22 protein-coding genes and 2 pseudogenes are annotated in these 23,615 nt (G+C 68.4%); 16 read left to right on the top strand and 8 right to left on the bottom strand.

Annotated features, from left to right (window positions below; translation table 11 throughout):
• Positions 1-69 precede the first annotated feature (69 nt).
• From H590_RS0111110 to H590_RS16265, 9 genes are all read left to right on the top strand, one after another.
• Entirely contained in the window at positions 70-918 is an 849-nt protein-coding gene (locus H590_RS0111110; RefSeq protein WP_232021007.1) for a glutamate ABC transporter substrate-binding protein, read from the top strand.
• Between the two features lie 104 nt (positions 919-1,022).
• On the top strand, positions 1,023-1,706 hold the full coding sequence (locus H590_RS0111105; RefSeq protein WP_027586948.1) for an amino acid ABC transporter permease: 684 nt from the start codon (positions 1,023-1,025) through the stop codon (positions 1,704-1,706).
• Positions 1,703-2,653 carry an amino acid ABC transporter permease gene (locus H590_RS16275; protein ID WP_051238548.1) on the top strand — a complete coding sequence of 317 codons (951 nt, stop codon included), beginning with the start codon at positions 1,703-1,705 and terminating at the stop codon, positions 2,651-2,653. Before H590_RS0111105 ends, H590_RS16275 begins: the two co-directional genes overlap by 4 nt.
• A gap of 30 nt (positions 2,654-2,683) precedes the next feature.
• On the top strand, positions 2,684-3,847 hold the full coding sequence (locus H590_RS16270; protein ID WP_051238547.1) for a 1-phosphofructokinase family hexose kinase: 1,164 nt from the start codon (positions 2,684-2,686) through the stop codon (positions 3,845-3,847).
• A gap of 95 nt (positions 3,848-3,942) precedes the next feature.
• The gene (locus tag H590_RS0111090; RefSeq protein WP_028703615.1) at positions 3,943-5,241 is read left to right on the top strand and encodes a nucleotide sugar dehydrogenase; all 1,299 of its coding nucleotides are present in this window, start codon (positions 3,943-3,945) and stop codon (positions 5,239-5,241) included.
• Between the two features lie 3 nt (positions 5,242-5,244).
• Positions 5,245-6,381, top strand: a complete 1,137-nt coding sequence (locus H590_RS0111085) for a glycosyltransferase (RefSeq protein ID WP_028703614.1) — start codon at positions 5,245-5,247, stop codon at positions 6,379-6,381.
• 96 nt (positions 6,382-6,477) lie between these two features.
• On the top strand, positions 6,478-7,734 hold the full coding sequence (locus H590_RS0111080) for an O-antigen ligase family protein (protein ID WP_126412684.1): 1,257 nt from the start codon (positions 6,478-6,480) through the stop codon (positions 7,732-7,734).
• Positions 7,731-8,870, top strand: a complete 1,140-nt coding sequence (locus tag H590_RS0111075) for a glycosyltransferase family protein (protein WP_028703612.1) — start codon at positions 7,731-7,733, stop codon at positions 8,868-8,870. Before H590_RS0111080 ends, H590_RS0111075 begins: the two co-directional genes overlap by 4 nt.
• Positions 8,871-9,001: 131 nt before the next feature.
• The gene (locus H590_RS16265) at positions 9,002-10,309 is read left to right on the top strand and encodes a glycosyltransferase family 4 protein (protein WP_051238545.1); all 1,308 of its coding nucleotides are present in this window, start codon (positions 9,002-9,004) and stop codon (positions 10,307-10,309) included.
• A gap of 57 nt (positions 10,310-10,366) precedes the next feature.
• Here H590_RS16265 and H590_RS16260 read toward each other — a convergent pair whose 3' ends face one another.
• Positions 10,367-10,621, bottom strand: coding sequence for a hypothetical protein (locus tag H590_RS16260; RefSeq protein ID WP_051238544.1), 255 nt, complete (start codon positions 10,619-10,621; stop codon positions 10,367-10,369).
• An 83-nt stretch (positions 10,622-10,704) separates the two neighbouring features.
• Between H590_RS16260 and H590_RS0111060 the strand changes: the two genes are divergently transcribed.
• Complete coding sequence (locus H590_RS0111060; protein WP_028703611.1) at positions 10,705-11,538, top strand: sulfurtransferase; 834 nt, start codon at positions 10,705-10,707, stop codon at positions 11,536-11,538.
• A gap of 158 nt (positions 11,539-11,696) precedes the next feature.
• Here the strand turns inward: H590_RS0111060 and H590_RS0111055 are convergent, their stop codons facing one another.
• Positions 11,697-13,076, bottom strand: a complete 1,380-nt coding sequence (locus H590_RS0111055; protein WP_036982097.1) for an NAD(P)/FAD-dependent oxidoreductase — start codon at positions 13,074-13,076, stop codon at positions 11,697-11,699.
• Positions 13,077-13,352: 276 nt separating this feature from the next.
• Between H590_RS0111055 and H590_RS0111050 the strand changes: the two genes are divergently transcribed.
• From H590_RS0111050 to H590_RS0111040, 3 genes are all read left to right on the top strand, one after another.
• Positions 13,353-13,964, top strand: a complete 612-nt coding sequence (locus H590_RS0111050; protein WP_028703609.1) for an NUDIX hydrolase — start codon at positions 13,353-13,355, stop codon at positions 13,962-13,964.
• A complete protein-coding gene (gene hrpB, locus H590_RS0111045; protein WP_084149466.1) occupies positions 13,961-16,666 on the top strand; it encodes an ATP-dependent helicase HrpB in 2,706 nt (901 codons plus the stop codon). The genes H590_RS0111050 and hrpB overlap by 4 nt, the downstream gene beginning before the upstream one ends.
• A gap of 158 nt (positions 16,667-16,824) precedes the next feature.
• Positions 16,825-18,000, top strand: a complete 1,176-nt coding sequence (locus H590_RS0111040; RefSeq protein WP_028703607.1) for a glycosyltransferase family 4 protein — start codon at positions 16,825-16,827, stop codon at positions 17,998-18,000.
• Between the two features lie 105 nt (positions 18,001-18,105).
• On the opposite strand, the gene H590_RS0111035 is transcribed toward H590_RS0111040, so the two are convergent.
• Positions 18,106-18,693, bottom strand: a complete 588-nt coding sequence (locus H590_RS0111035) for a DNA-3-methyladenine glycosylase (RefSeq protein WP_028703606.1) — start codon at positions 18,691-18,693, stop codon at positions 18,106-18,108.
• 111 nt (positions 18,694-18,804) lie between these two features.
• Here H590_RS0111035 and thpR point away from each other — a divergent pair, with 111 nt between their 5' ends.
• Entirely contained in the window at positions 18,805-19,398 is a 594-nt protein-coding gene (gene thpR, locus H590_RS0111030) for an RNA 2',3'-cyclic phosphodiesterase (RefSeq protein WP_036982094.1), read from the top strand.
• Here thpR and H590_RS0111025 read toward each other — a convergent pair.
• Together H590_RS0111025 and H590_RS0111020 are read right to left on the bottom strand one after the other, a co-directional pair.
• Positions 19,377-19,697, bottom strand: a complete 321-nt coding sequence (locus tag H590_RS0111025) for a hypothetical protein (protein ID WP_028703604.1) — start codon at positions 19,695-19,697, stop codon at positions 19,377-19,379. The genes thpR and H590_RS0111025 overlap by 22 nt on opposite strands.
• A gap of 183 nt (positions 19,698-19,880) precedes the next feature.
• Complete coding sequence (locus tag H590_RS0111020) at positions 19,881-20,888, bottom strand: zinc-binding alcohol dehydrogenase family protein (RefSeq protein WP_028703603.1); 1,008 nt, start codon at positions 20,886-20,888, stop codon at positions 19,881-19,883.
• Between the two features lie 166 nt (positions 20,889-21,054).
• Between H590_RS0111020 and trxB the strand changes: the two are divergent.
• Both trxB and trxA read left to right on the top strand, forming a co-directional pair.
• A pseudogene (trxB, locus tag H590_RS16255) lies at positions 21,055-21,972 on the top strand (thioredoxin-disulfide reductase); the annotation flags it as partial.
• Between the two features lie 219 nt (positions 21,973-22,191).
• Positions 22,192-22,512 (top strand): thioredoxin, encoded by a 321-nt coding sequence (gene trxA, locus H590_RS0111010; RefSeq protein ID WP_028703602.1) that lies wholly within the window; start codon positions 22,192-22,194, stop codon positions 22,510-22,512.
• 279 nt (positions 22,513-22,791) lie between these two features.
• Here the strand turns inward: trxA and H590_RS18400 are convergent, their stop codons facing one another.
• From H590_RS18400 to H590_RS19185, 3 genes and pseudogenes are all read right to left on the bottom strand, one after another.
• A complete protein-coding gene (locus H590_RS18400; RefSeq protein ID WP_154101205.1) occupies positions 22,792-22,947 on the bottom strand; it encodes a hypothetical protein in 156 nt (51 codons plus the stop codon).
• 4 nt (positions 22,948-22,951) lie between these two features.
• Positions 22,952-23,317 carry a hypothetical protein gene (locus H590_RS0111000; RefSeq protein WP_028703601.1) on the bottom strand — a complete coding sequence of 122 codons (366 nt, stop codon included), beginning with the start codon at positions 23,315-23,317 and terminating at the stop codon, positions 22,952-22,954.
• A gap of 135 nt (positions 23,318-23,452) precedes the next feature.
• A pseudogene (locus H590_RS19185) lies at positions 23,453-23,615 on the bottom strand (IS110 family transposase); the annotation flags it as partial.

Raw genomic sequence — 23,615 nt, 5'->3', positions numbered from 1 at the left:
CGCACAACCACAGACGTGCGTCTCGGCCCGCCGGACTCCTCATCCGACACGACCAGGAAGAAGCACACGATGTCAATGAAGCCCATGCGTAAAGCAGCAGCGGTCCTCATCACCGCGGCCCTAGGCCTCTCGGCACTGTCCGGCTGCGTGGCCGGCTCAGACAGCGGCTCGTCCACGGGAGACTCCTCAGGCGGTGGCACCGTCAATATCGGGATCAAGTACGACCAGCCCGGCCTGGGCATGAAGGACGGCTCCAGCTTCAAGGGATTCGACGTCGACGTCGCCAACTATGTCGCCAAGCAGCTCGGCTACGACAAGGTGAATTTCGTCGAGACGCCGTCGGCCCAGCGCGAGACGATGATCCAGTCGGGCCAGGTCTCGATGATCTTCGCCACCTACTCGATCACCGATGAGCGCAAGCAGAAGGTCTCCTTCGCCGGGCCGTACTTCGTGGCCGGCCAGGATCTGCTGGTCCAGAACAGCAACACCGACATCACCGGACCGGACTCCCTCAACGGCAAGAAGCTCTGCTCGGTGACCGGATCCACCTCGGCCAAGAAGATCCAGGACACCTACGCCTCCAAGGTCGACCTGCAGGAGTACGACACCTACTCCAAGTGCGTGGCCGCGCTGTCGGCCGGCACCATCGACGCGGTGACCACCGACGACATCATCCTCGCCGGATTCGCCAGCCAGCCGCAGTACAAGGGCAAGCTGAAGGTCGTCGGCAAGCCCTTCACCACCGAGAAGTACGGCGTCGGCATCAAGAAGGGCGACACCGCCCTGGCCACCAAGATCAACACTGCCATCCAGAAGATGATCGATGACGGCGACTGGGAGAAGGCCCTCAAGGACAACGTCCCGGAGTTCTCCTACAACAAGGAGACCAACCCGCCCAAGCCCACCGAGGGTGTGTGACGACGTCTCCCAGACAGTCGAGTCCACGCTGAAACCGGCATAACCCACCCCGCCCGGAGCCATCGCGGCCCGGGCGGGGCCACCCGAACACCTGGAGGTGATTCATGTCAGATCTTGCCCAGTTGATGCGCGACTACGACGTGCTGGGCGGCTTCTGGATGACGATCAAACTGACCGTCGTCTCCGCGCTGGGATCCCTGGTCCTCGGCGTGATCGTCGCCATCATGCGCGTCAGCCCCGTCAAGGCCTTTCAGATCTTCGGCAAGGGATACGTCAACATCATCCGCAACACCCCGCTGACAGTGATCGTCACCTTCTGCGCCCTGGCCTTCTACAACGTGCTGGCCTGGAAGCTGGCCGGGCCCGATGCCCGGTCCTCGGTGCAGCTGTTCTGGTGGGGAGTCGTGGCGCTGTCGGTGTACCACTCGACCTTCGTCGCCGAGGGGATCCGCTCGGGGATCAACACGGTGCCCTCCGGGCAGGCCGAGGCCGCCCGGTCGATCGGGCTGACCTTCGGGCAGACCCTGGGCGAGGTGATTTTTCCGCAGGCCATCCGCGCGGCCGTCACACCACTGGGCAACACCCTCATCTCGCTGACCAAGAACACCACCGTGGTCTCGGCGATCGGTGTCGCCGAGGCCTCCTACGTGATGAAGAACATGATCGAGTTCTCGCCACAGTTCATCTACGCGATCTTCATCCTGATGGCGCTCGGATTCGTCATCCTCACCCTGCCCATCGGGATGCTGGTCTCCTGGGGCTCGACGAAGTTGGCGGTGCAGCGATGAGCAACTCCACCACCTCCGTGCTCTTCGACATCCCCGGTCCCAGGGCGCTGCGGCGTCACCGGATCATCGGGATCGTCGGCGTCATCCTGCTGGCTGTGCTGGCCGCCCTGCTGATCTGGGGGCTGCGCTCCCAGCTGGGAGCCGACGCCTGGTCGGCGATCTTCACCGGGGAGGCCTGGACCGACTACCTCATCCCCGGCATCATCAACACCCTTCAGGCCGCTGCCGCCGCGCTGATCCTGGCCTCGATCCTCGGCTTCCTGCTGGCGATGGGCAGGATGAGCTTCGTCCGACCGCTGCGCTGGCTGTGCTCGGTGCTCGTCGAGTTCTTCCGGGCCGTGCCGGTGCTGATGGCGATGCTGTTCTTCTACTACCTGATGGTCTTCGCGGCCCCCTTCAACACCCTGGTGCCGCCGGGGCTGAAGGGTCTGGTCGGGGTGGTCGCCGGACTGACCTTCTACAACGGCGCGGTGATGGCCGAGCTACTGCGCGCCGGGGTCAACTCACTGCCCCGCGGCCAGACCGAGGCCGGCCTGTCGATCGGACTGTCGCTGAGCCAGACCCGACGCTCGATCCTGCTGCCCCAGGCGATCACCGCGATGATGCCGGCTCTGGTGAGCCAGCTCGTCATCATCGTCAAGGACACCGCGCTGGGCTACATCATCACCTATCCGGAGTTGCTGCGCTCGGCGACGAATCTGTCCAGCGGGGGCACCAACATCATCCCGGTCTTCCTGGTCGCCGCAGTGCTGTTCATCATCATCAACTACTCGCTGACGAAGTTCGCCGAGAACCTCCGGGAACGGCTGGGACGCAGCCGGGGTGGCCACGTCGTCACCCTGGAGGAGGCCCACCAGGAGTCCTTCCTGCATGACGAGGGAGCTCTCGAGGAGGCTGTCGACCAGGCTGGCATCCGCGAGGACAGGCGACCTCCCGACGGCCTGTGAGGCAGGCGGCTCAGTGAGATTCTGGACGCCGTGATCCTCACTGTCACCATCAATCCCTGCCTGGACCGCACCGTCGGGCTGCCCGGTCCCCTGGTCCCGGGTCGGGTGCACCGGCTGACAGGGGTCTGCACGGTGGCCGCCGGCAAGGGGGTCAACATCTCCGGGGTGCTGACCCTGGCCGGGGCCGACACCCTGGCGGCGGTGCCGGCCGGCCCCGGCGACCCGCTCGTCACCGGGCTGGAGGTGCTGGGCGTGCCGCACCTGGCGGTGCCGATCGCCTCGCCGGTGCGCACCAATCTGACGGTGACCGACCCGCACGGGGTCACCACCAAACTCAACGAGCCCGGTGCCCAGCTCGGTCCGGCGGCGCTGGGGGATTTCGAGGAGGCCGTGCTGGAGGCCTGTCGGCGCAGGGGCGGTGGACAGGGCGGTGCCGGTGGCGCCAGGCCGTCAGGAGAGTCCGCCGGGCCGGGGGACTGGGTGGTGCTCACCGGCTCCCTTCCTCCCGGGGTCCCGCCCGACTGGTACGCCCGGATGGTGCGCTGGATCCGCAGCGAGCTGGGCGACCAGGCTCCACGGATCGCCGTCGACACCTCCGATGCGCCGCTGTGGGCCCTGATGGCCGGGTTCCCGGAGTCGGCCCCCGATCTCATCGCTCCCAACTCGGTGGAACTGGCCCAGCTGTGTGTGGGTCGGCCGGCCGGTGGCGCAGCACGCCGGGGCACCACAGCCCGTCGCACCGCATCTGGTGACCGGGCACCCGATGACGATGCCGAGAGGCTGGCACATCAGATGGAGTCCTGGGCCGCCGAGGGCAACCCGGCGGCCGCCATCGGTGCCGCCAGGGTGCTCATCGACGAAGGAGTGGCACAGGTGCTCGTCACCCTGGGAGCGGCCGGGGCGGTGCTGGTGAGCCGCGATGCCGCCAGGCACGGGATCGCCGACCCGGTGACCGTCCGCTCGACGGTCGGTGCCGGGGACTGCTGCCTGGCCGGATTCCTGCTGGCCCACAGCCGGGGAGCCGATGACACCGAGGCGCTGGCCGCCGGGGTGGCCTACGGATCGGCGGCGGTCTCGATGTCCGGCACCGGATGGCCGGCTCCCGAGCAGGCCGCGTCGATACCGGTGAGGATCTCACTGACAACCCGGGGGTCGGCGGCCGGCGGGAACCCCGATGCCCCGGCCCGTCACTGATCCGGGCACCCGCTGCGGGGGTTCGCAGCGGTCGAGCCGCTCTCCTCGACTAGACTGACGGCCGTTACTCAACTGTTGTGTTCGAGGAGTCCTGAATGAAGATCGCCGTCGTCGCCATGGGCAAGATCGGTCTGCCACTGGCTGTCCAGTTCGCGGAGAAGGGGCACGACGTCATCGGCGTCGACGTCCAGCAGAGGGTTGTCGACGAGGTCAACAAGGGCAATGAGCCCTTTCCCGGCGAGGCCTTCCTCGACGAGAAGTTGAAGAAGCTGGTCCCGGCCGGCAAGCTGCACGCCACCACCGACTACGCCGAGGCGATCCCCGGCGCCGACGCGATCGTGCTGGTCGTCCCGCTGTTCGTCAACGATGAGACCTGGGAGCCCGATTTCGGCTGGATGGACGCCGCCACCAAGTCGCTGGCCGAGCACCTCACCCCCGACACGATCATCTCCTACGAGACCACTCTCCCGGTGGGCACCACCCGCACCCGCTGGAAGCCGATGATCGAGGAGATCTCCGGGCTGAAGGAGGGCAAGGACTTCACTCTGGTGTTCTCCCCCGAGCGGGTCCTCACCGGTCGGGTCTTCGCCGACCTGCGCCGCTACCCCAAGCTGGTCGGCGGGCTGTCCCCGGAGGGCACCGCCAAGGGCATCGCCTTCTACCAGCAGCTGCTCGACTTCGACGAGCGCCCCGACCTGCCCCGACCCAACGGCGTCTGGACGATGGGAACCGCCGAGGCGGCCGAGATGGCCAAGCTCGCCGAGACCACCTACCGTGACGTCAACATCGGGTTGGCCAACCAGTTCGGCAAGTTCGCCGCCAAGCACGGCATCGACGTCTACAAGGTCATCGATGCCTGCAACTCGCAGCCCTACTCGCACATCCACCGCCCCGGCATCGCCGTCGGCGGCCACTGCATCCCGGTCTACCCGCGGCTCTACCTGTGGACCGATCCGGACGCCACCATCGTGCGCACCGCCCGCCAGGCCAATATGACGATGCCGCAGTACTGCGTCGACGAGGCCGCCGCGGTGCTCGGGGATCTCAAGGGCAAGAAGATCGTCGTGCTGGGCGCCTCCTACCGCGGCAAGGTCAAGGAGACCGCCTTCTCCGGCGTCTTCCCGACCGTCAAGGACCTGGCGGACGCCGGGGCCGAGGTCACCGTCCACGACCCGATGTTCACCGACGCCGAGCTGGCCAAGTTCGGTTTCACGGCCTACCACATCGGCGAGCCGGTCGACGGCGCACTGCTGCAGGCCGACCATCCCGAGTACAAGGACCTCACCCCGGCCGACCTGCCCGGCATCAAGGTGCTGGTCGACGGTCGTCACGTCGTCGACCCCGCCAAGTGGGACGGCGTCAAGGTCATCGTGATCGGTGACGGAGAGGCCTGATCGATGACCATTCTGGCCCGGGTGTGCCACCTGTCGACTGCCCATCCCCCCCGTGACAATCGCATCTTTCGCAAGGAATGCGTCAGTCTTGCCGCTGCGGGTGCCGATGTCTGGTTCATCGGCGCGCAGGGTGATGACGAGGTTGTGGACGGGGTCCATGTCGTCGGCATCGGCAAGGCGACTGGACGGCTCGATCGGCTCACGCGTCGCCAGGCGAGGGCTTGGCATGCCTTGGACCGGATTAGTCCTGACGTCGTCCATGTCCATGATCCGGAGCTCATCCCGATGGTGCTGGCGTGGAAAGCGTTGCGAGGGCGGGCTGCCGTCTACGACGCGCATGAGGATCTGGTGGGGCAGATCGAGGGCAAGAAGTATCTCCCCGACTGGTCGAAACCGATCGCCAGGCTGGTCTCACGCGGGGTGGTCAGGCTCGCGGACCGCTGCTTTGACGGAGTCATTGCCGCAACGTCGACCGTGATGGACTTCTATCGGAACCCCAATAGGGCGGTTGTCCGCAACTACCCGCTGCTCAGCGACTACCCGACCCCCGCTACCGGTCAGATGAAGATCGACGGGCAGGCCGTCTACGTCGGGATGCTTTCAGCCGGGCGGCAGGTCGATCGGATGTTCGAGACGATCGAGCGCGTGCCTGGCAGCCACCTCACGGTCGCGGGACTGCCGAACCCCGAGGTTGAGCACTTCTTCGAGAACATCACTCCCGACCAGCGGGTGGAGTGGCTGGGCCGAGTGGACGGCTCGGAGGTTCCCGCGATCTTGGCCTCCTCCTGGGTTGGGATCGCTTTCTTCCAACCGATTCGCAACTATCAAAAGGCTCTTCCCACCAAGCTCTTCGAGTACATGGCGGCCGGTATCCCGTTCATTTCCACTAATCTCGACTTCTTGGTGCAGCTGTTCGGGGACTACGACTGCGGAGTCTTCGTCGACACCTCTCAGAACGCGGCGTCGGCCGCGGCTGCGCTGACGGAGTTGCTCGCTGATCCTGAACGCTCCCGCAGAATGGGGGAGAACGGTCGACGCGCCTTCGAGCGGGATCTCACCTTCGAGTCCCAAATCGACGGCCTGCTTGCCGTCGAGGGTGCTGCCCTGAAGCGCCGGGGCGCCGTACTCGTCGAGAACTGAATGAGTGGACGCTGAGTGAAGAGGGCCGTGTCGGCATCCAGGCGGACTGAACTCGAGATCGTTCGGGGACCTGTCATCGACAGGACCTCGTGGCTGGTGACAGCCAGCCTGTGCTTCCTGGTACCGGTGAGCGTTTTGGCTGGGGAGTACGTGGCGATCGGTCCGGTCACGCTCTTCCGGGTAGTGGTCGCTGGGCTGGTAGTCATCGCTGCTTGGCTGTGGCGTCGGGAGTTCTGGCGTCAAGCCTGGTTCGGTGAGCGAATCCTGTGCGGCGTACTCGCCATCTGGTTGATTGTCGGAGTCTGCTCAGGGCTGGCGGCAGGAGGTGCCCGGTGGAGCGATATGGTCAATCTGGTCATCGGTTTCGCGCTCGCCTGGTCGCTCGGTCGTCTGACAACGTTCGGATCGATAACGGCTCTCACCCGGGGCTGGCAGCTGTCGATTCTGGTCAGCCTCCCGATCGCGATCTGGGAGCGGCTGACCGCCCGACACCTCCCCGGGTACATCCGAGGAGTGTGGCGGCACCACGCCAACACCTATTTCGATCCCGCGACGTTCTTTGTCAACCCGAACTACTACGCGCTCTTCCTGGTGGTCGCTTGTCCACTGTTGACGCTACAGGCAGTCCGGGATCGGGGCTGGCGAAGGATCCTGGATCTCGTGGTCCTTGCCGTGGATCTGGGGCTGCTTGCGATCTCGGACTCTCGGGCCTGCCAGGCGGGCCTCGTGCTCATGGTGATTGGAGCATTGTTGGTCACCCGGGCGGGGCGATTTGCAGTCATCCTCGCCTGTCTGGCTGTCGTCTGTATGCTTGCCGGACCGTGCCAAGGCCGGATCACAGCGTTGTGGTCGCAGTGGCATGCGGTGTCAGTGGGTCACGAGGATCTCGGAACGGCGTCAGTCCCGGTTCGGATGGCGCTCTTCGCATTCGGGTTGACGATCGTGACTGAGCATCCCTGGCTGGGCGCGGGCCCTGGAGGCTTTACACCGCTCGCCGCTGCCCAGCGCCAGTTCTGGCTGCACCACAAGGTCGATCCGCACAACGGACTGCTGCAAGTCGCCACGGAGTACGGCATCCCGATGGCTGCATTGCTTGTCATGTTGTGGCTGTGGGCGGGCTGGCGGGGCTGGCGGCTCCGATCACAGGATCGGGCGAGAGCTGCCGCGTTACTCGCTCTGGTGGTCGCCAGTCCAGCACTGTCACTGGCCAACAGCCAGTTCATCGGCCCCAATGTGGTGTCGTTATGGATGGCGGCCGTACTTGTGCTGATTGCGGCGCCCGCAACTGTGTCGGGCGAGGCAGGAGTCGTCTGTAGCAGTGAAGACATCAGAGAACAAGGGGACTGCCGATGAGCAGCAGCACGGGTACCCGAGCCATCTCCGTGCCTCGGGTAGTGCACCTGTCGACCGTCCACAACGGTCACGACAACCGCGTCTTCAACAAGGAGGCGCGCGCTCTTGCCGCCGCGGGCTATGACTTCCACCTGGTAATCAGCGCCGAACGCGACGGCGACGATGGCGGGGTGCCAGTTGTGGCGCTGCACAGGACCGGCGGGCGGCTGCGCAGGATCGTGGTTGGCCAGCCGGAGGCTTGGCGGGTGCTTCGCCGACTGCGTCCCCAGCTGCTGCAGATCCATGATCCGGAACTCATCCCAATGGCTCTGTTGTGGGGCCGGCTGAACCACTGCAGGGTGGTCTACGACGCTCACGAGGACCTCGTGGGACAGGTCGAGAGCAAGCCTTACCTGAACCGGCTGACCCGCCCGATGATGAAGCTTGCTGCGCGTTTGCTGGTCGGGTTGGCCGACCGCGGCGCAGACGGCATTGTCGCCGCCACCGAGACGGTCGCGGGCGGATTCTCCAACATTCGCACCGTGGTGGTGCACAACTATCCGTGGCTGGCGAACTTCACCGCCGGCCCTGCGCCGGTCCCCGGCCGGTTGGTCTATGCCGGGGACCTCAGCCAGGAGCGCAAGTTGTCCTTCATGATCGACCTTGTGCGAGGGCTGCGCGAGACGGTGCCTCAGGCACATCTGGTGCTGGCGGGGCGTCCGTTGAGAGGTTGCGCGCCGATTGTCGCGGTTGCTGTCGCGGAGGGGCTGGTGGATTATCGCGGACTGGTGCCGCCGACCGAGGTGCCCGAGGTGCTGGCCAGCGCTCAGGTAGGACTAGTCTTCCTGGCGCCGCTGCCGAACTACCTGCGCTCCCTGCCGACCAAGCTGTTCGAGTACATGGCCGCCGGCGTACCGTTCTGCGCTTCGGATTTCCCGGCCTGGCGCCAAATGTTCGCTGGCTTCGGTGCTGGTCGGTTTGCCGACACGGAGTCAGTGGCGACCACCGCGCGGGTGCTGACCGAGATGCTGCAGAACCCGGCCGAGTGCGCGAGGATGGGCCGATCCGGCCGGGAGGCGGTCGACAAGGGCCTGACCTTCGAGGCCCAGGCTCAGGTGCTGCTGGGCCTCACCGCTGAGCTGGTGGGGCGACCCTGAGGCTTGGTCCCGAGGAAGGAGAGGGGCGAGCAGAAGTGCCACAGGGAAGGCCCTGTTAAAGTGTCCTCCGGTGCAGCACCGAATGTGGTGAGAGCCGCTGGAGCAGCCGTGAGTAATGCGGAAGGATCTTAATGACGAACCGACAGGTCATCGTGGTGAACCAGTTCGCCGCACCACACGGGGTTGTCGGTCCGACGAGAAATGTCGATGTGTTCAGCCGGACGCCGGGCTGGTCGCCGCACTTCATCGGTGCTAATTTCGCTCATCACGCGAAGACGCGGCTGAGGACAGACGACCCACGATTTACTCTGGTCTGGGTGCCGCGGTACCAGCGCAATGACATCAGGCGGTTGGTGGGGTGGCTGGTATTCACTGTGGAGGCGGCGGTGACGGCGACGGTGCGCCGGGGGGATCTCGTGTATGGGTCGAGCCCTCACCTGCTGAACCCAGTTGCGGCCCTGGTGGCCGCTCGCCTACGAGGTCGTCCCTATGTCTGCGAGGTGCGCGATCTGTGGCCCGAATCATTGGTCTCCGCCGGTGGAATGTCGGCCGACGGCATGGTCTTCAAGCTGTTGTCTTGGCTGGAGAAGCACCTGTATGAGTCCGCGGAGCGGGTGGTCACTGTCGTCGACTGGTCGGAGCACTTCCGGGACCTGGGGGTGGACCCGGTGGGGCTGATGGAGGTGATTCCCAACGGCTCGGAGCCGGACGAGTTCCGGGTCGAGGAGAGTCGCGAGCAGTTGCGCGAGGAGTTCGGCATCCACGGGCTCACGGCCGTCTTCGCCGGATCACACGGAACCAAGGATGGTATTCCGCTCATCGTCAATGCTGCAGAACGTTGCCCCGAGGTGCATTTCCTGCTGGTCGGCGAGGGCGGTGATAAGCAGGCCTGCGTCGAGGACGCCAAGAGCCGAGGGATCACCAATATTGAGTTCCGCGACCCCATTCCCAAGACTGAAGTGCCGAAGCTTCTCAGGGCCTGCGACATCGGCCTGCACGTGGTGGCCCCTATCCCGGTCTTCGATAAGGGGATGAGCCCGACAAAGTTGTTTGACTACATGGCCGTCGGGGTGCCGGTGGTAACAAATGCGCGACGCCCGCTACGCAACGTCATCAGTGATGACGAGATCGGCGCCGTGGTGGATCCAGACGACATCGCCTCAGGGGTGAGACGGGTTGTGGGCGCCGATCCGGACACGCGTGCCCGGTGGTTTGCGCGCGAGCAGGAGTTGATAGAGACCGTGTACTCGCGCACCGCGGCTGGTAAGCGGCTAAGTATGGTGCTCGAGGAGGTGATGTCGGAGTGGCGTGACGGGCGTTCCCGAACCTGGTCTGGACGGCTCCAGTACCGCGTGCGGAAAACTCCGAGCCGGCTGGCCGCGCGGCTGTCGGCGTCGCTTCGCGGCATGACGCAGGCATCCCGAGTCCGTATTGGATGACGGGCTCGGAACTGGCGGTGCACTCGCCCCTTCCCAGAGTGGTGCCGGCTTGCCGGATCAGGCCTTGAAGTAGGCCGGTGCGGTCTTGACGCGCCCCTGGCCACCGGCCGGGGTGGCATGACCGTCGGCCAGCGGAGAGTTCCGATGCCCGCGGCCGCGCCGACGGCTGGCCTTCTCCAGGTCGCGCAGCTCGCCGTTGATGCTGCCGGGGGCGAGGTCCTGGGAGTCGTGGCGACCCCGGCGGCGCAGCGCGACGACGAGGCCACCGACGACGGCAGCACCTGCGATGATGAGGATCGTGTTCCTGTCCATGCGCCGAGGCTAGTGCGCCCGGGTCCGGGAATCACGGGGTCTTCGCCACCAGATGACGCCGACCGGGGTGGGATGATCACTCCATGACCTCGCTGCTGCCCACCCCCGTCGTCACCGTCGAGGAGCTCGCCACCGCCCTGGCCGGCCCCGACGCCGGCCGCATCCTTGTCCTCGATGCCTCGATGGGCGCCGCGCCCACCGCCCCGCACATCCCCGGGGCGCTGCGCTTCGATCTGGACGGCCCGATGAGCGACCAGACCACCGGCCTGCCCCACACCATGCCCTCAGCCGAGTCCTTCCAGGCCTCGCTGCAGGCCCTGGGCGTGCGGACCGACTGCCATCTCGTGGTCACCGAGACCGACTTCCTGTTCGCCGCTGCCCGCCCCTGGTGGATGCTGCGCTCGATGGGGATCGACGAGGTCTCGATCCTGGACGGCGGCAACCCTGCCTGGGCGCGGGCGGGCCACCGGCTCACCACCTCACCGACGCCGCAACCGCCGGCCGGCGATGTCGTCGTGCATCCGCGCAGCGGGCTCATCGTCGACGAGCAGGACGTCCTGGCGGCGCTGGCATCCGATCGGCAGACCGTGGTCGACGCCCGTTCCCGGGCCCGTTTCACCGGCGAGCAGCAGGAGCCGCGGCCGGGGCTCCGGGCCGGTCACATGGCCGGCGCGGTCAACCTGCCCTACACCGAGCTGCAGGAGGCCGGTGCGCTCATCCCGGCCGAACGGATGGCGGCCCGGGTGGACGACGTCTGCCCGCGTCCTGGAGTGGTCGCCAGCTGCGGCTCGGGGGTCACCGCCTGTGTGGTGGCGCTGGCCGCCGTGCTGGCCGGCCGCGAGGATGTCAGGGTCTACGACGGATCGTGGAGCGAGTGGGGCCGGCCCGATGGGCCGCAGGTCGTCACCGGGCCCTGAGGCCGGGGTGTGGGATGGCGGCCCGCCGGTGGCTGTCCGGCCCGATCTGACGGGGTTCTCCGGCTCTGAGGGTGACCTGCGCCGGACGGCGTCCCTGAGTACAGCAGCGGCCTGCCAGGCATCCCTGGCAGGCCGCTGCTGAGCTGAGGGTCGGCGGATCAGGCCTTGTCGGTGTCCTTGTCGGAGGACTCCATCTCCTCGGCGATCGCCTTGCGGAAGGACTCCGAGTCGCCCTTGCCCGGGTTGCCGTCGGCGGTGAGGACGTCGCCGACGATCGCACCGGCCTCGCGGTTGAAGGTGAGGTAGCGCGAGCCCAGGTTGACCATCGCCTGGATGCGGTTGCGGCCGCCCAGCAGGGAGTAGATGTGAATGGTCACCCAGACCAGCCAGGCCAGCAAACCGGTGAGCTTGGGGCCGTTGGCGAGCTGGACGACGGCGGCATTGCGGCCGATGGTGGCCATCGTGCCCTTGTCGACGTACTGGAAGGTCTCCAGCGGCCTGTTGTTCTCCAGGTTGACGATCTGGCGGGCGATCAGCTGGCCGCCCTGAATCGCCGGCTGGGCCAGCTGGGGAAGCGGGTTGTCGTCGATGATGGCGCCGTCGCCGACCGCGAAGATGTTGTCGTGGCCGTGCACCCGGAGGGTGGAGTCGGTGACGATGCGGCCGCCGCGGCCGGTCTCGAAGCCCCAGTCCATGGCGACCTTGTGGGCCCCGACGCCGGCGGCCCAGATCACCATGTCGGCGGGCAGCTCGTGGCCGTCCTTGAGCAGCACCGAGTCCTCGCGGACCTCGGCGATGGCGGTGTCGGTGCGCACGTCGACGCCGCGCTTCTGGAGCTGGCGGCGGGTGTAGTGGCGCAGGCTGGAGTCGAAGGGGGCCAGCAGGTGGGATCCCATCTCGACCAGGGCGACGTGCACCCGGTCGATGGAGACGTCGGGGAAGATCGCCGGAATACCGATCGACTTCATCTCGGCCAGGGTGCCGGCCGTCTCGACCCCGGTGGGGCCGCCGCCGACGATGATGACGTCGAAGGTCTTGGAGACGTCGGTGTCGAGGGCCTCCAGGTTGGAGAAGATGACGTCGCGGGCGGTCAGCGAGGAGCCGCGGGTGTAGATCGTGTAGGAGTGCTCGGCCGCCCCGGGGGTGCCGAAGAAGTTGGCGCCGACGCCCTGGGCCAGCACGAGGTAGTCGTACTCGATGGGCTCGCCGTTGTCGCAGTGGACCAGGCGGTTCTCGGTGTCGATGCTGGTCACCGAGGCGCGGCGGAACCGGGCGTGGGAGCCGAGCTTGGCGGCGAAGCTGCGCAGCCGGTAGGTGACGTCGCCGGGGTTCAGGCCGCCAGTGGCCACCTGGTACAGCAGCGGCTGGAAGGTGGTGTAGGGGTGTCGGTCGATGATGTCGACGTGGCATCCCTCGGCGGCCAGGGCCTTGGCGGCCGCCATTCCGCCGAAGCCGCCACCGACGACGGAGACCCGGGGGTGCCGGCTCGTGAACGCCGCGTCGTGACCAAGTGTGGGGAACAGTTGAGAGAGCTGCATCAAGACCTCCGGGATGTCGCTGGGCAGGATTCGCCGGCGCAGGGTACTGGTTGTGCTGAGAACACGTTAGTAGCTGACCCTCACAAAGTGCGATTCTTCACTTCTCGGCAGAGTCCGAGGGGGTGGGGGTGTGGCCGGCGCGGCGGGCCGTGGTGTCCGCGGTGCTGCCGCCACGAGGGGTGCAGGGGGTGTGGCCGGCGCGGCGGGCCGTGGTGTCCGCGGTGCTGCCGCCACGAGGGGTGCAGGGGAGTCGTCTCCCCGCCTAATCTAGCGACTGTGCACCTGAACACCGAGGCCCATGGCCATGACATCACCATCAGCGCCTGGATCTTCCGGAACGTCGACGGCGTCTGGCGGGGTCTGGTTCACAAGCACCGGAAGATGGGGATCTGGTTGCAGCCGGGCGGTCACATCGAGCACACCGAGAATCCCTGGCAGGCGCTGATCCACGAGATGCGCGAGGAGACCGGCTACGAGGTCGGCCAGTTCAACGTCCTGCAGCCGCTGCCGCAGATGCACGACGGCGTGCACGACATCATGCACCCGGTTCCGGCCGTGATGAACACTCATTCCCCTTATCAGGGGCATTTCCACTCCGATCTGATCATGGTCCTCACCACCGATCAGGATCCGGCCCACGACCCGCGGCCCGGGGAGTCCCGCGAGCTCGCCTGGCTCACCCCCCAGGAGTACGCCGTGCACCCCGACGCCGAGCCAGACGCCGTCGCGATCATGACGATGCTGGCCGATCGGGTGGTGGGGTGCTGGTACGAGATCCCGGCCACCCGGTGGAGTCTGCGCGACGCCGAGCCCGAACCGCTCACCGACCGCACGGTCGCAGAGGCCACCGCCCCGGATCCTGAGGATGCCCGGGAGACCTCTTGGTGATCGACCTGGCACGGATCGGCGCCGGACTGCCGGTCGCCGCACACGAGCACCCACTCAGAGACGGCCTGGCCACCGGCTGCCTGGTCGTCCAGGCCCCGCCGGGCACCGGGAAGACCACCTTCGTCCCGCCGCTGGCCGCCGCGGTCGCTGAGGAGACGGGCCGGTCGGGCAGGGTGATCGTCACCCAGCCGCGCCGGATCGCCGCCAGGGCCGCCGCGCGCCGGCTGGCCGCCCTCACCGGCACCCGGCCGGGCCAGTTCGCCGGCCACACCGTGCGCGGCGAGTCCAGCACCACCCGGGCCACCCGGGTGGAGTTCGTCACCACCGGGGTGCTGCTCTCGCGGCTGCTGCACGATTCGGAGCTGGACGGCGTCTCCACCGTGATTCTCGACGAGGTCCACGAGCGGCACCTGGACTCCGACCTGGCCCTGGCGATGGTTCACGACCTCGCCGAGCTGCGGGAGGACCTCACGGTGGTCGCGATGTCGGCCACCCTGGACGCCGACTTCTGGGCCGGTCTGCTGGGCTCGGAGGAGCCGGCCGCGGTGGTCGAGATCGGTTCGGTGCTCCATCCCCTGGAGGTCCGCTGGGCACCGGCCGCCGGCTCCCCGACCGATGCGCGAGGAGTGACCCGGGACTTCCTGGGACATCTTGCCGAGGTGACCGCCACCGCAATGCACGACCTCCTCTCCCACCCCGCCGACGGGAAGGCCGGGGACGTCGACCGGTCGGCCGGGACCGGCGGACCCCCCTCCGCCCTGGTCTTCGCCCCCGGGGGACGGGAGGTCGATGCCGTGGTGCGCGGGCTGTCGGGTCGTCCCGAACTCGCCGGGGTCGACGTCCTGGCCCTGTCGGGAGGAATGGAGGCCCGCGATCAGGACCGGGCGCTGACCCCCTCGTCGCGCCCCCGGATCGTGGTGTCCACCTCGGTCGCGGAGTCCTCGCTCACGGTGCCCGGGGTGCGTCTGGTGGTCGACTCCGGGCTGTCGCGGGAGCCGCGACTGGACAAGGGCCGGGGGATGACCGGACTGGTGACGGTCCGCGAGTCGAAGGCCTCGGCCGTCCAGCGGGCCGGCCGCGCCGCACGGCTGGGACCCGGCGTCGCCGTCCGCTGCCTGCGGGCCGAGGACTGGGCGGGGATGGACGAGGAGCCCCCGCCCGAGGTGCGTCACGCCGATCTGGTCGGACCGCTGCTGGCGCTGGCCTGCTGGGGATCCCCGCGCGGAGAGGGGATGGCCCTGCCGACCCCGCTGCCGGTAGACCGGGTCGCCGAGGCCGAGGAGGAACTGCGCCAACTGGGTGCGGTCGAGGCCGACGGACGGGCCACCGCCACCGGACGGGCACTGGCCCAGATCCCGGTCGACCCGCGGCTGGCCCGCGCCCTGCTGGAGTCGGCGGGCAGCATCGGTGCCCGGCACGCCGCCGAGGTGGTCGCCATGCTGGCCTCCGACGCCCGCGCCGATGAGGGCGACCTGGTGGCCCTGCTGAGGTCGCTCAGATCGGGACGCCACCCGGCCGCACGCGCCTGGCGTCAGCAGGCCGCCCGGCTGGAGCGCCTGGTGACGGAGGGCGGGTCCTCGCGAGGCGCTCGTCCCTTGACGGACGCCCATCTCTCGGCAGACCCGCATCCCGCGGCAGACCCGCATCCCGCGGCAGACCCGCATCCCGCGGCAGACCCGCATCCCTCGACCGACACAGTGGTCGCCACGGTGGTCGCCCTGGCCCATCCGGGCTGGATCGCCCGACGTCGCGCCGAGGGATCGGGCGGATACCTGCTGGCCTGCGGGACCGGTGCCGACCTGCCCCGCGGCTCACGGCTCGCCGGATCGGCCTGGCTGGCCGTCGCGGAGACCACCCGGTCACCCGGTCGTTCCGGATCCGGGGCTCTCATCCGGGCCGCGGTGCCGATCGACGAGGGTTCGGCGATGGCGGCCGCCCGCACCCTGGACCACACCGAGGACACGGCGGTCTGGCGGTCTGGGAAGGTGGTCGGACGCCGTGAGCACCGCCTCGGCGCCATCGTGCTGACCTCCACCCCCACCCGGCCCCGGCGCGCTCTGGCCCGTCCGGCGGTGCTGGAGGGCCTGCGCAGCGAGGGGCTGGGTCTGGACCCGGCCTGTGGACACGGGATGTTCGTGTGGAGCCGCAACGCCGTCGAGCTGCGGAACCGGCTGGGCCTGCTGCACCGGGTGATGGGCGATCCCTGGCCGGGAATGGACGAGGAGACCCTGGTGGCCCGCGCCGAGGAGTGGCTCGGACCCGAGATCGACGCGCTGGCCCGGGGCCGGTCGGCGGGCGGGGTCTCGATGGCCTCGGCGCTGCGACGGCTGCTGCCCTGGCCGGCCGCCGGGCGGCTGGACGAGCTGGTCCCCGAGGCCGTCCAGGTGCCCACCGGATCCCACATCCGGCTGGACTACCCGCCGGTGGACTCCGATCTGGCACCCGTGCTGGCCGTCAAACTCCAGGAGTGCTTCGGCTGGTCGCACGGCCCCACGGTGTGCGACGGCCGGGTGAAGGTGGTCCTCCACCTGCTGTCGCCGGCCCGCCGGCCACTGGCGGTCACCGACGACCTGGCCAGCTTCTGGCGCCACGCCTACCCGCAGGTGCGCGCCGAGAACCGCGGCCGCTACATCAAGCACCCGTGGCCCGAGGATCCCCTGTCGGCCCCACCCAGGCGGGGAACGACCCGGTCGGGACGCTGACCCCCGCGGACCGCGGTCCCGCCGCCGAGCCTGGCCTGTGAACCTGGAGTGCTCGGTCCGGCCCCCGGGTCCGGGTGGGCCTGAGGCGCGACGCCGGGCCGCACCGGGCGGCGTCCGGCCCGTTAGGCTGGGGCCACGCCGTCACGCCAGGAGGACAGATGCCCAACCGTCGGGTCACCGTCATCAACCACTACGCATTCCCCCCGGGTTCAGGCGGCATCACCCGCAACTTCGACATGTTCTCCCGGTTGAAGCACTGGACCCCGCACTTCTACGCCGCCAACATCAACCACACCAGCGGCCAGAAGATGACCGTCGACGATCCCCGCTACACTCTGGTGCCGATCCCCCAGTACTCCGGCAACGGCGCCAAGCGGATCCTCGGCTGGGTGGCCTTCGCCGCCGGCGCCGGGGCGCGCGCCCTGGTGCGTCCCGCCGACGTCATCTTCGCCTCCTCCCCGCAGATCCTGGCCCCGGCCGCCGCGATGGTCGTCGCGAAGCTGCGACGCAAGCCCTTCGTGGTGGAGGTCCGCGACCTGTGGCCCGACTCCCTGGTCTCGGGCGGGGCGGTCAAGGAGGGCTCCCTGCTGCACAAGATCCTGGTCGGCCTGGAACGGACCATCTACGCCAACGCCCGCCAGATCGTCGTGGTGCCCAGGGGCTGGGAGGAGCACTTCGAGGAGCTCGGGATCAACACCGACAAGCTCACCGTGGTCCCCAACGGCGCCGATCTGGCCGAGTACGAGGTGCCCGAGAGCCGCGACGAGCTGCGCTCCCAGTACGGCATCAGCGGGTTCGCCGCGGTCTTCTCGGGCACCCACGCGAACTACGTCGGGCTGGACCTCATCATCGACGCCGCCCAGAAGCTGCCCGACGTCAACTTCCTGCTGGTCGGCGGCGGCGCCCGCAAGCAGTGGGCCATCGACGAGGTCGCCGAGCGGGGGCTGACCAATGTCACCTTCCACGACCAGGTGCCGAAGTCGGAGCTGGTGCGGATCCTCAAGGCCTGCGATGTCGGCCTGCACACCGTCACCCCGCAGAAGGTCTTCAACAAGGGGATGAGCCCCAACAAGCTCTACGACTACATGGCCGCCGGGCTGGCGGTGGTCAGCAACGCCAAGGTGCCTCTGCGCGACGTCATCTCCGACGACGAGGTCGGTGCGGTCGTCGACCCCTACGACCTGGTGGAGGGGATCTCGCGGGTGCGCGACGCCGACCAGGCCACCCGGGACCGGTGGCACGCCCGCGGTCACGACCTGATGGCCCACCAGTTCAGCCTCCAGGCCAGCGTCAACAAGCTCGAGGCGGTCCTGGACAAGTCCCTCTACCGGTAGTCTGCGGCTCCGTTTCGGACCACGGGTGGCGGCCCGATTCCGGGCGGCTCATGGGCGGATTCGGGACGCCGTCGCCGTCGACGCCACGCTCAGTGACGCCACCCCTCAGTGACGCCGGCCCGACACGGTGGGCTCGCCGGGGATGATGAACCGCCAGGGGGTCTCGGCATTCTTCGAGATGCCGATCCTGGTGGTGATCCTGGCGGCCACCGGTGCCGAGGGCGCCTCCAGGCTCCAGTCGGAGGAGGTCCCGTCGGTGGGTGGCGCAAAGCCGTCCAGCGCCAGGGCCATCCCGGAGTCGGCGAGTTCGACGCCGAGTGCCTGGCCGAGATTGCCCGGCCCGCTGGCCAGCTTGCGGTCGGGCGCTTTCGGGCCGCGCCTGTCCCGGACGATCTGGTTTCCTCCGACCACCTCCCCGGCGCGCAGCAGCACTCCGGAGGCAACGCCGTCGGGGGAGCAGATCACGTTGATGCAGTGGTGGATCCCGTAGGACAGGTAGACGTAGAGCCGGCCCGGAGGACCGAACATCACCGCCGCCCGGCCGCCCGGTCCGTTGAAGGCGTGGGAGGCCGGATCCACCAGGCCCATGTAGGCCTCCACCTCGGTGATCCGCACACTCACCGGACCGTGCCGGATGATGGCCCCCAGCAGATGGGGGGCGACATCAAGGGCAGGTCGGGACAGGTCGATCACCCCTCGAGAATAGGGCGGGGACAGGACCCTTCTCGGGGCGCTGAGGTCGGCCGGGGCTATGAGATCGACCGGGTCCTTGAGAATGGCCCCCGGCTGACCGAGGATCGATCCATGGGCAGCCGAATGTACGTGGCACTGGTGCCGCCGGCCGAGGTGCTGGAGTCCGTCGACGACCTGGTGGAGCGGATGCGCGAACGACAACGTCCCCAGGACCCGCGGCGATTCCGGTGGATTCAGCCCGGGGACGCCCACATCACCCTGGCCTTCATGGCCTCGGTCGCCGATCCGGAAGGCCTCGCCGACTCCCTCACCGCCGACCTCGAGAGAGTCCCTCCGGTGGAGATCGGCCTGTCGGGATCGGGGGCCTTCCCGGACCCGGTCTCCGGGCGGATGCTCTGGCTCGGGATCGCCGACCCCACCGGGCGGCTGCCCGGACTGGCCCGTACCATCAGATCCTCGGCGCACAGCGCGGGGGCCCAGCCCGAGGTCGGCGCGTTCAGCGCGCACCTCACCCTGGCCCGGTGCCACCGTGGTGATCTCACCGCTGAGGTCGACTCCCTGTCCGGATTCAGTCGACCCCCGTGGCGGGCCCGAGAGGTGACCCTGCTGGAGTCACACCTGAGCCGTCAGGGGGCCCGCCACGAGGTGGTGGCGGGGATCCGGCTGAACGGCCTCGACAGGACTCAGTTCCGGTCTCCGAGGTAGTGGGCGGCCGCGGTGATCGCCGAGGTGACCACCAGCACCGAGGGCCACGCCCCGATCCTCTTGGCCAGCGGGTGGGACAGTCCGAAGGCGGCCAGGTAGCCGGCGCTCAGCGCAGCGGTGGTCGCCGGTCCCTTCCTCGCCAGCCAGCTGCGTCCCGCCAGGACGCCGGCCGCCGCCAGCACCACCCCGCCGATCGGGCGGATGCCGGTGGCACGGGCGATCTGCCACCCCCCGATGAGCCCGGCGGCGACCACCGGTGCGGTCTTGAGGGATTTCGGGTCTTTCGCACAACACGTCATGTCGCCCAGCTTAGGGACGGCCTCACCAGGCGTCGGCCTCGGCTGTGCTCTACCAGGCGTCGGCCTCGGCTGTGCTCTACCAGGCGTCGGCCTCGGCTGTGCTCTACCAGGCGTCGGCCTCGGCTGTGCTCTACCAGGCGTCGGCCTCGGCTGTGCTCTACCAGGCGTCGGCCTCGCAGTGCTCTACCAGGCGTCGGCCTCGACGACGACCTTCCCGATGGTGTGGCCCGACTCGACCAGCTCGGTGGCCTCGCGCAGGGTGGCCGCGTTGATCCCCTTGAGGCACTTGGTCATCGTGCTCCGCACCTTGCCGTTGTCCACCAGATCGGCCACCCGGGCCAGGATCCGGCCCTGCTCGGCGATGTCGGAGGTGTGGAACTGGGTGCGGGTGAACATCGACTCGGCGACCACCGACAGGGACTTCGGCTTGAACGCATTGGTGTTGAGACTGGGCATCGCGTCGATCACCACCAGACGCCCGAAGGGCGCCATGATCTCGGCGAAGTCGGCCTCGCGTCCGGACGAGTAGGCCGACAGAATCCCCTGGAACCCCTCCACCCCCAACTGCTGGACCTGCTCGGCCAGCGGACGGTGGTGATCGATGGTGGCGTCGGCCCCGAGCCGGCGGCACCACTCGTCGCTCTCGGTGCGCGAGGCGGTGGCGATCACCGGCCCCTGGGTGAGGACCCGGGCGAGCTGGATGGCCATCGAGCCGACCCCGCCGGCCCCACCGACCATCAGGAAGGCGTCGTCGCCGCCCAGGTTGATGTGCTCGCACAGCGCCTCGGATGCGGTGATCGCGGTGAGCGGCAGGGCGGCCGCCGAGGCGGCGGCCAGCGTCCCCGGACGCCGGGCCGCGACCCGGTGGTCGACGAGGGTGTAGCGGGCATAGCTGCCCTGCCGGGTGCGGTCCCCGGCGAACCACACCTCGTCACCGATGGCGAAGTCCTCCACCGCCTCGCCGACGGCCCTCACCTGGCCGACCCCGTCGAATCCCAGCACCAGGGGCTCGGACGGGGTGCCGGCGCCCTGACGGATCTTGACGTCGATCGGATTGACGGAGATGGCCCGGATCTCGATGAGCAGGTCATTCTGGCCGGGAGTCGGAACGGGCAGGTCCACGTCGACCAACGAGTTCGGGTTCGTGATGGGCAGCGACTCGGTCACCGCGACGGCAGGCATGGTGGGCATGGTCCCACGCTAACCGCCGGCGGACCGCCGGTCACGACGGGGTGCCGCTGGAGCGGTCCGGGACCACTGCGGGGCGACCGGCGGGAATCACTCGCCGCGCTCCCGCGTTGGTCTGCGTGGTGGGCCAGGCCGTAATCTCTGGTTCTCAACACTCGGAAGGGCAACCATGCGAGACGTCATCATCATCGGGTCCGGCCCGGCTGGGTTCACGGCGGCGATCTACGCTGCACGGGCGAACCTGTCGCCGCTGCTGATCGCCAGTTCCGTGGAGGTCGGCGGTGAGCTGATGCAGACCACCGAGGTGGAGAACTTCCCCGGATTCCCCGAGGGGATCATGGGCCCTGACCTGATGGACCGGATGCAGAAGCAGGCCGAGAAGTTCGGCACCGAGATCGTCTACGACGACGTCACCGCCCTCGACATCGCCGGACAGGTGAAGTCCGTCACCACCGGCGAGGGGCAGACCTACCAGGCCCGCACCCTCATCTACGCGACCGGGTCGGCCTACCGCAAGCTCGGCTGCGAGCGGGAGACCGAGCTGTCGGGCCGGGGGATCTCCTGGTGCGCCACCTGTGACGGAGCCTTCTTCCGCAACCGCCACGTCGCCGTCATCGGAGGGGGCGACTCCGCGATGGAGGAGGCCACCTTCCTGTCCCGGTTCGCCTCCCAGGTGACCGTCATCCACCGCCGGGACGCGCTGCGCGCCTCGGCGGCGATGGTGGAGCGCGCCAAGGCCGATCCCAAGATCGACTTCCGCTGGAACTCGACGGTCTCGGCATTCCAGGGCGACCAGAAGGTCACCGGGCTGGTGCTGCGCGACACCGTCACCGGGGCCGAGACGCCGATGCCGGTCGACGGCGTCTTCGAGGCCATCGGCTCTGACCCGCGCACCCACCTGGTGCATGGACTGCTCGACCTCACCGACGCCGGGACGATCGCCGTCCAGGGGCGCAGCTCGCGCACCTCGGTGCCCGGGGTCTTCGCCGCCGGGGACGTCGTCGACCCGACCTACAAGCAGGCGGCCACCGCCGCCGGATCCGGTGTCGTCGCCGCCCTGGACGCCCAGGCCTACCTGGCCGATCTGGAGGACAAGGCCCCGGCCCAGATCCAGGACCGCCCCCAGGTGGAGGACGCCGCCGGGAACACCGCGACGTCCCGCACTGTTGAGACAGAGGACGTCGAGACGGCGGACAGGGCTGGGGCGCACGCCTGAGCGGTCCGCCCGACACGCGGGATCGTGCCTGCCGGCCGGTACCGCGACACGTGAGTCATCAGGAAGAACACCATCCAGGAGGTATCTGAAATGTCCATTGAGGTCACCGATGCCAGCTTCGACGCTGACGTCCTGAAGTCCGACAAGCCCGTTCTGGTCGATTTCTGGGCCAGCTGGTGCGGCCCGTGCCGCCAGGTCGGCCCGATCCTCGAGAAGATCGCCGACGAGCACTCCGACGCCATCACCCTGGCCAAGGTCGACGTCGACGCCAACCCGGCCACCGCCCAGCAGTACGGGATCACCTCGATCCCGGCGATGTTCGTGTTCAAGAACGGCGAGGTCGTCAAGAGCTTCGTCGGCGCCCAGCCCAAGCCGGCCCTGGAGCGCGCCCTGGCTGAGTTCATCGGCTGAGGGTTCATCGGCTGAGGGTTCATGGTGCTGGGGGCATGGGTCTGAGACTCATGGTCTCGGGATTCATGGGCTCGAGGGTTCCTTGGCCCGGCGATGCCCCGAGCCGTGCCTTGAGGGGCACAGATGGCCCCGACGGATCACTCCGTCGGGGCCATCGTCTGTTCCGGGCGGATCGGTCCCGGCCGACTCATGTCAGGTGGCTCGAGACAGTCGGCCACCAGACAGCCAGCATGCCTCCATGCCGGCACCCTCGACTCCATCGGGGCCATTCGGCCCGGGTTATTCGGTGCGGTGACTGTCGGGGCCGGACTTCTCGATGGCGTCACTGCGGTTCTGGCGCGGGTACTCGCGGTGGAACATGTCTCCGATCTGACTCCAGGCCGCGAGTACGGCGAGTCCGATGCCAATGATGGTGCCGACAACGGTCACGACCATCGGTTCAGGCCGCCTGGGCGATCGTCACCTGAGCGGTGTTGTCGCGCGCCGTGAGGAGCTTGGAGACACCGTTGAGGAAGTTCTTGTACTGGGCCATGCCGGTGATGAGCTTGGGGCCGACGGGGATGAAGCCCATGTACTTCTCCTGGCTGGTCTTGTAGGTGTCGAGACCCCCGACCACGATGTGGGTGTGCCCCGAGGAGTCCGACGTCGCGCGGGCCTTGAAGGTGCACAGCTCGATGAGGTTCTTCCCCGAGTTCATGGCCAGATCCAGTTCGGTGTCGGAGCGCCGGACAATCTCGACGTGTGCGCCGATCGACCACAGGCTGGCGAACGCGAGATCGCTCGCCTCGACGCTATCGCGGCTCATCCGAATCCAGGGTGTAGTCGGGGTCTGAACCCGCCGGTCTCGAGCAGGGATCTGGCGATGTAGTTGGTCAGGTTGCGGAACCCCAGCGCCGAGCCGCGCAGGTGCTCGAGCCTGCCGTTGAATCTCCTATGTCTGTCAAGCAGAGCTTGGGGTGCAGTTGGCTGCGGCCGTGTTGAGTTTTCGGTAGATGTTTCGAGCGAGGTAGCGCTTGAGACAGCGGCGGATCTCTCGGGGTGTTCGTCCTTCGGCGCTGCGGCGTTCGACGTAGGCGCGGGTGCGGGGATCCATGCGCATGCGT

It is taken from the genome of Acidipropionibacterium jensenii DSM 20535, assembly GCF_000425285.1.
GTDB lineage: Bacteria > Actinomycetota > Actinomycetes > Propionibacteriales > Propionibacteriaceae > Acidipropionibacterium > Acidipropionibacterium jensenii.
The sequence above is the reverse complement of the archived record's forward strand: the minus strand, read 5'-3'. Positions and strand labels throughout refer to the sequence as shown.

What these genes read in the sequence shown, in the direction of transcription:
- H590_RS0111105 (WP_027586948.1), top strand. Translation starts at nt 1,023, where the DNA reads ATGTCAGATCTTGCCCAGTTGATGCGCGACTACGACGTGCTGGGCGGC.
- H590_RS0111060 (WP_028703611.1), top strand. Translation starts at nt 10,705, where the DNA reads ATGACCTCGCTGCTGCCCACCCCCGTCGTCACCGTCGAGGAGCTCGCC.
- H590_RS0111020 (WP_028703603.1), bottom strand. Translation starts at nt 20,888, where the DNA reads ATGCCCACCATGCCTGCCGTCGCGGTGACCGAGTCGCTGCCCATCACG.
- trxA (WP_028703602.1), top strand. Translation starts at nt 22,192, where the DNA reads ATGTCCATTGAGGTCACCGATGCCAGCTTCGACGCTGACGTCCTGAAG.
- H590_RS18400 (WP_154101205.1), bottom strand. Translation starts at nt 22,947, where the DNA reads ATGGTCGTGACCGTTGTCGGCACCATCATTGGCATCGGACTCGCCGTA.
- H590_RS0111000 (WP_028703601.1), bottom strand. Translation starts at nt 23,317, where the DNA reads ATGAGCCGCGATAGCGTCGAGGCGAGCGATCTCGCGTTCGCCAGCCTG.
- H590_RS0111110 (WP_232021007.1), top strand. Translation starts at nt 70, where the DNA reads ATGTCAATGAAGCCCATGCGTAAAGCAGCAGCGGTCCTCATCACCGCG.
- H590_RS0111040 (WP_028703607.1), top strand. Translation starts at nt 16,825, where the DNA reads ATGCCCAACCGTCGGGTCACCGTCATCAACCACTACGCATTCCCCCCG.
- thpR (WP_036982094.1), top strand. Translation starts at nt 18,805, where the DNA reads ATGGGCAGCCGAATGTACGTGGCACTGGTGCCGCCGGCCGAGGTGCTG.
- H590_RS16275 (WP_051238548.1), top strand. Translation starts at nt 1,703, where the DNA reads ATGAGCAACTCCACCACCTCCGTGCTCTTCGACATCCCCGGTCCCAGG.
- H590_RS0111090 (WP_028703615.1), top strand. Translation starts at nt 3,943, where the DNA reads ATGAAGATCGCCGTCGTCGCCATGGGCAAGATCGGTCTGCCACTGGCT.
- H590_RS16260 (WP_051238544.1), bottom strand. Translation starts at nt 10,621, where the DNA reads ATGGACAGGAACACGATCCTCATCATCGCAGGTGCTGCCGTCGTCGGT.
- H590_RS16265 (WP_051238545.1), top strand. Translation starts at nt 9,002, where the DNA reads ATGACGAACCGACAGGTCATCGTGGTGAACCAGTTCGCCGCACCACAC.
- H590_RS0111055 (WP_036982097.1), bottom strand. Translation starts at nt 13,076, where the DNA reads ATGCAGCTCTCTCAACTGTTCCCCACACTTGGTCACGACGCGGCGTTC.
- H590_RS0111025 (WP_028703604.1), bottom strand. Translation starts at nt 19,697, where the DNA reads ATGACGTGTTGTGCGAAAGACCCGAAATCCCTCAAGACCGCACCGGTG.
- H590_RS0111075 (WP_028703612.1), top strand. Translation starts at nt 7,731, where the DNA reads ATGAGCAGCAGCACGGGTACCCGAGCCATCTCCGTGCCTCGGGTAGTG.
- H590_RS0111085 (WP_028703614.1), top strand. Translation starts at nt 5,245, where the DNA reads ATGACCATTCTGGCCCGGGTGTGCCACCTGTCGACTGCCCATCCCCCC.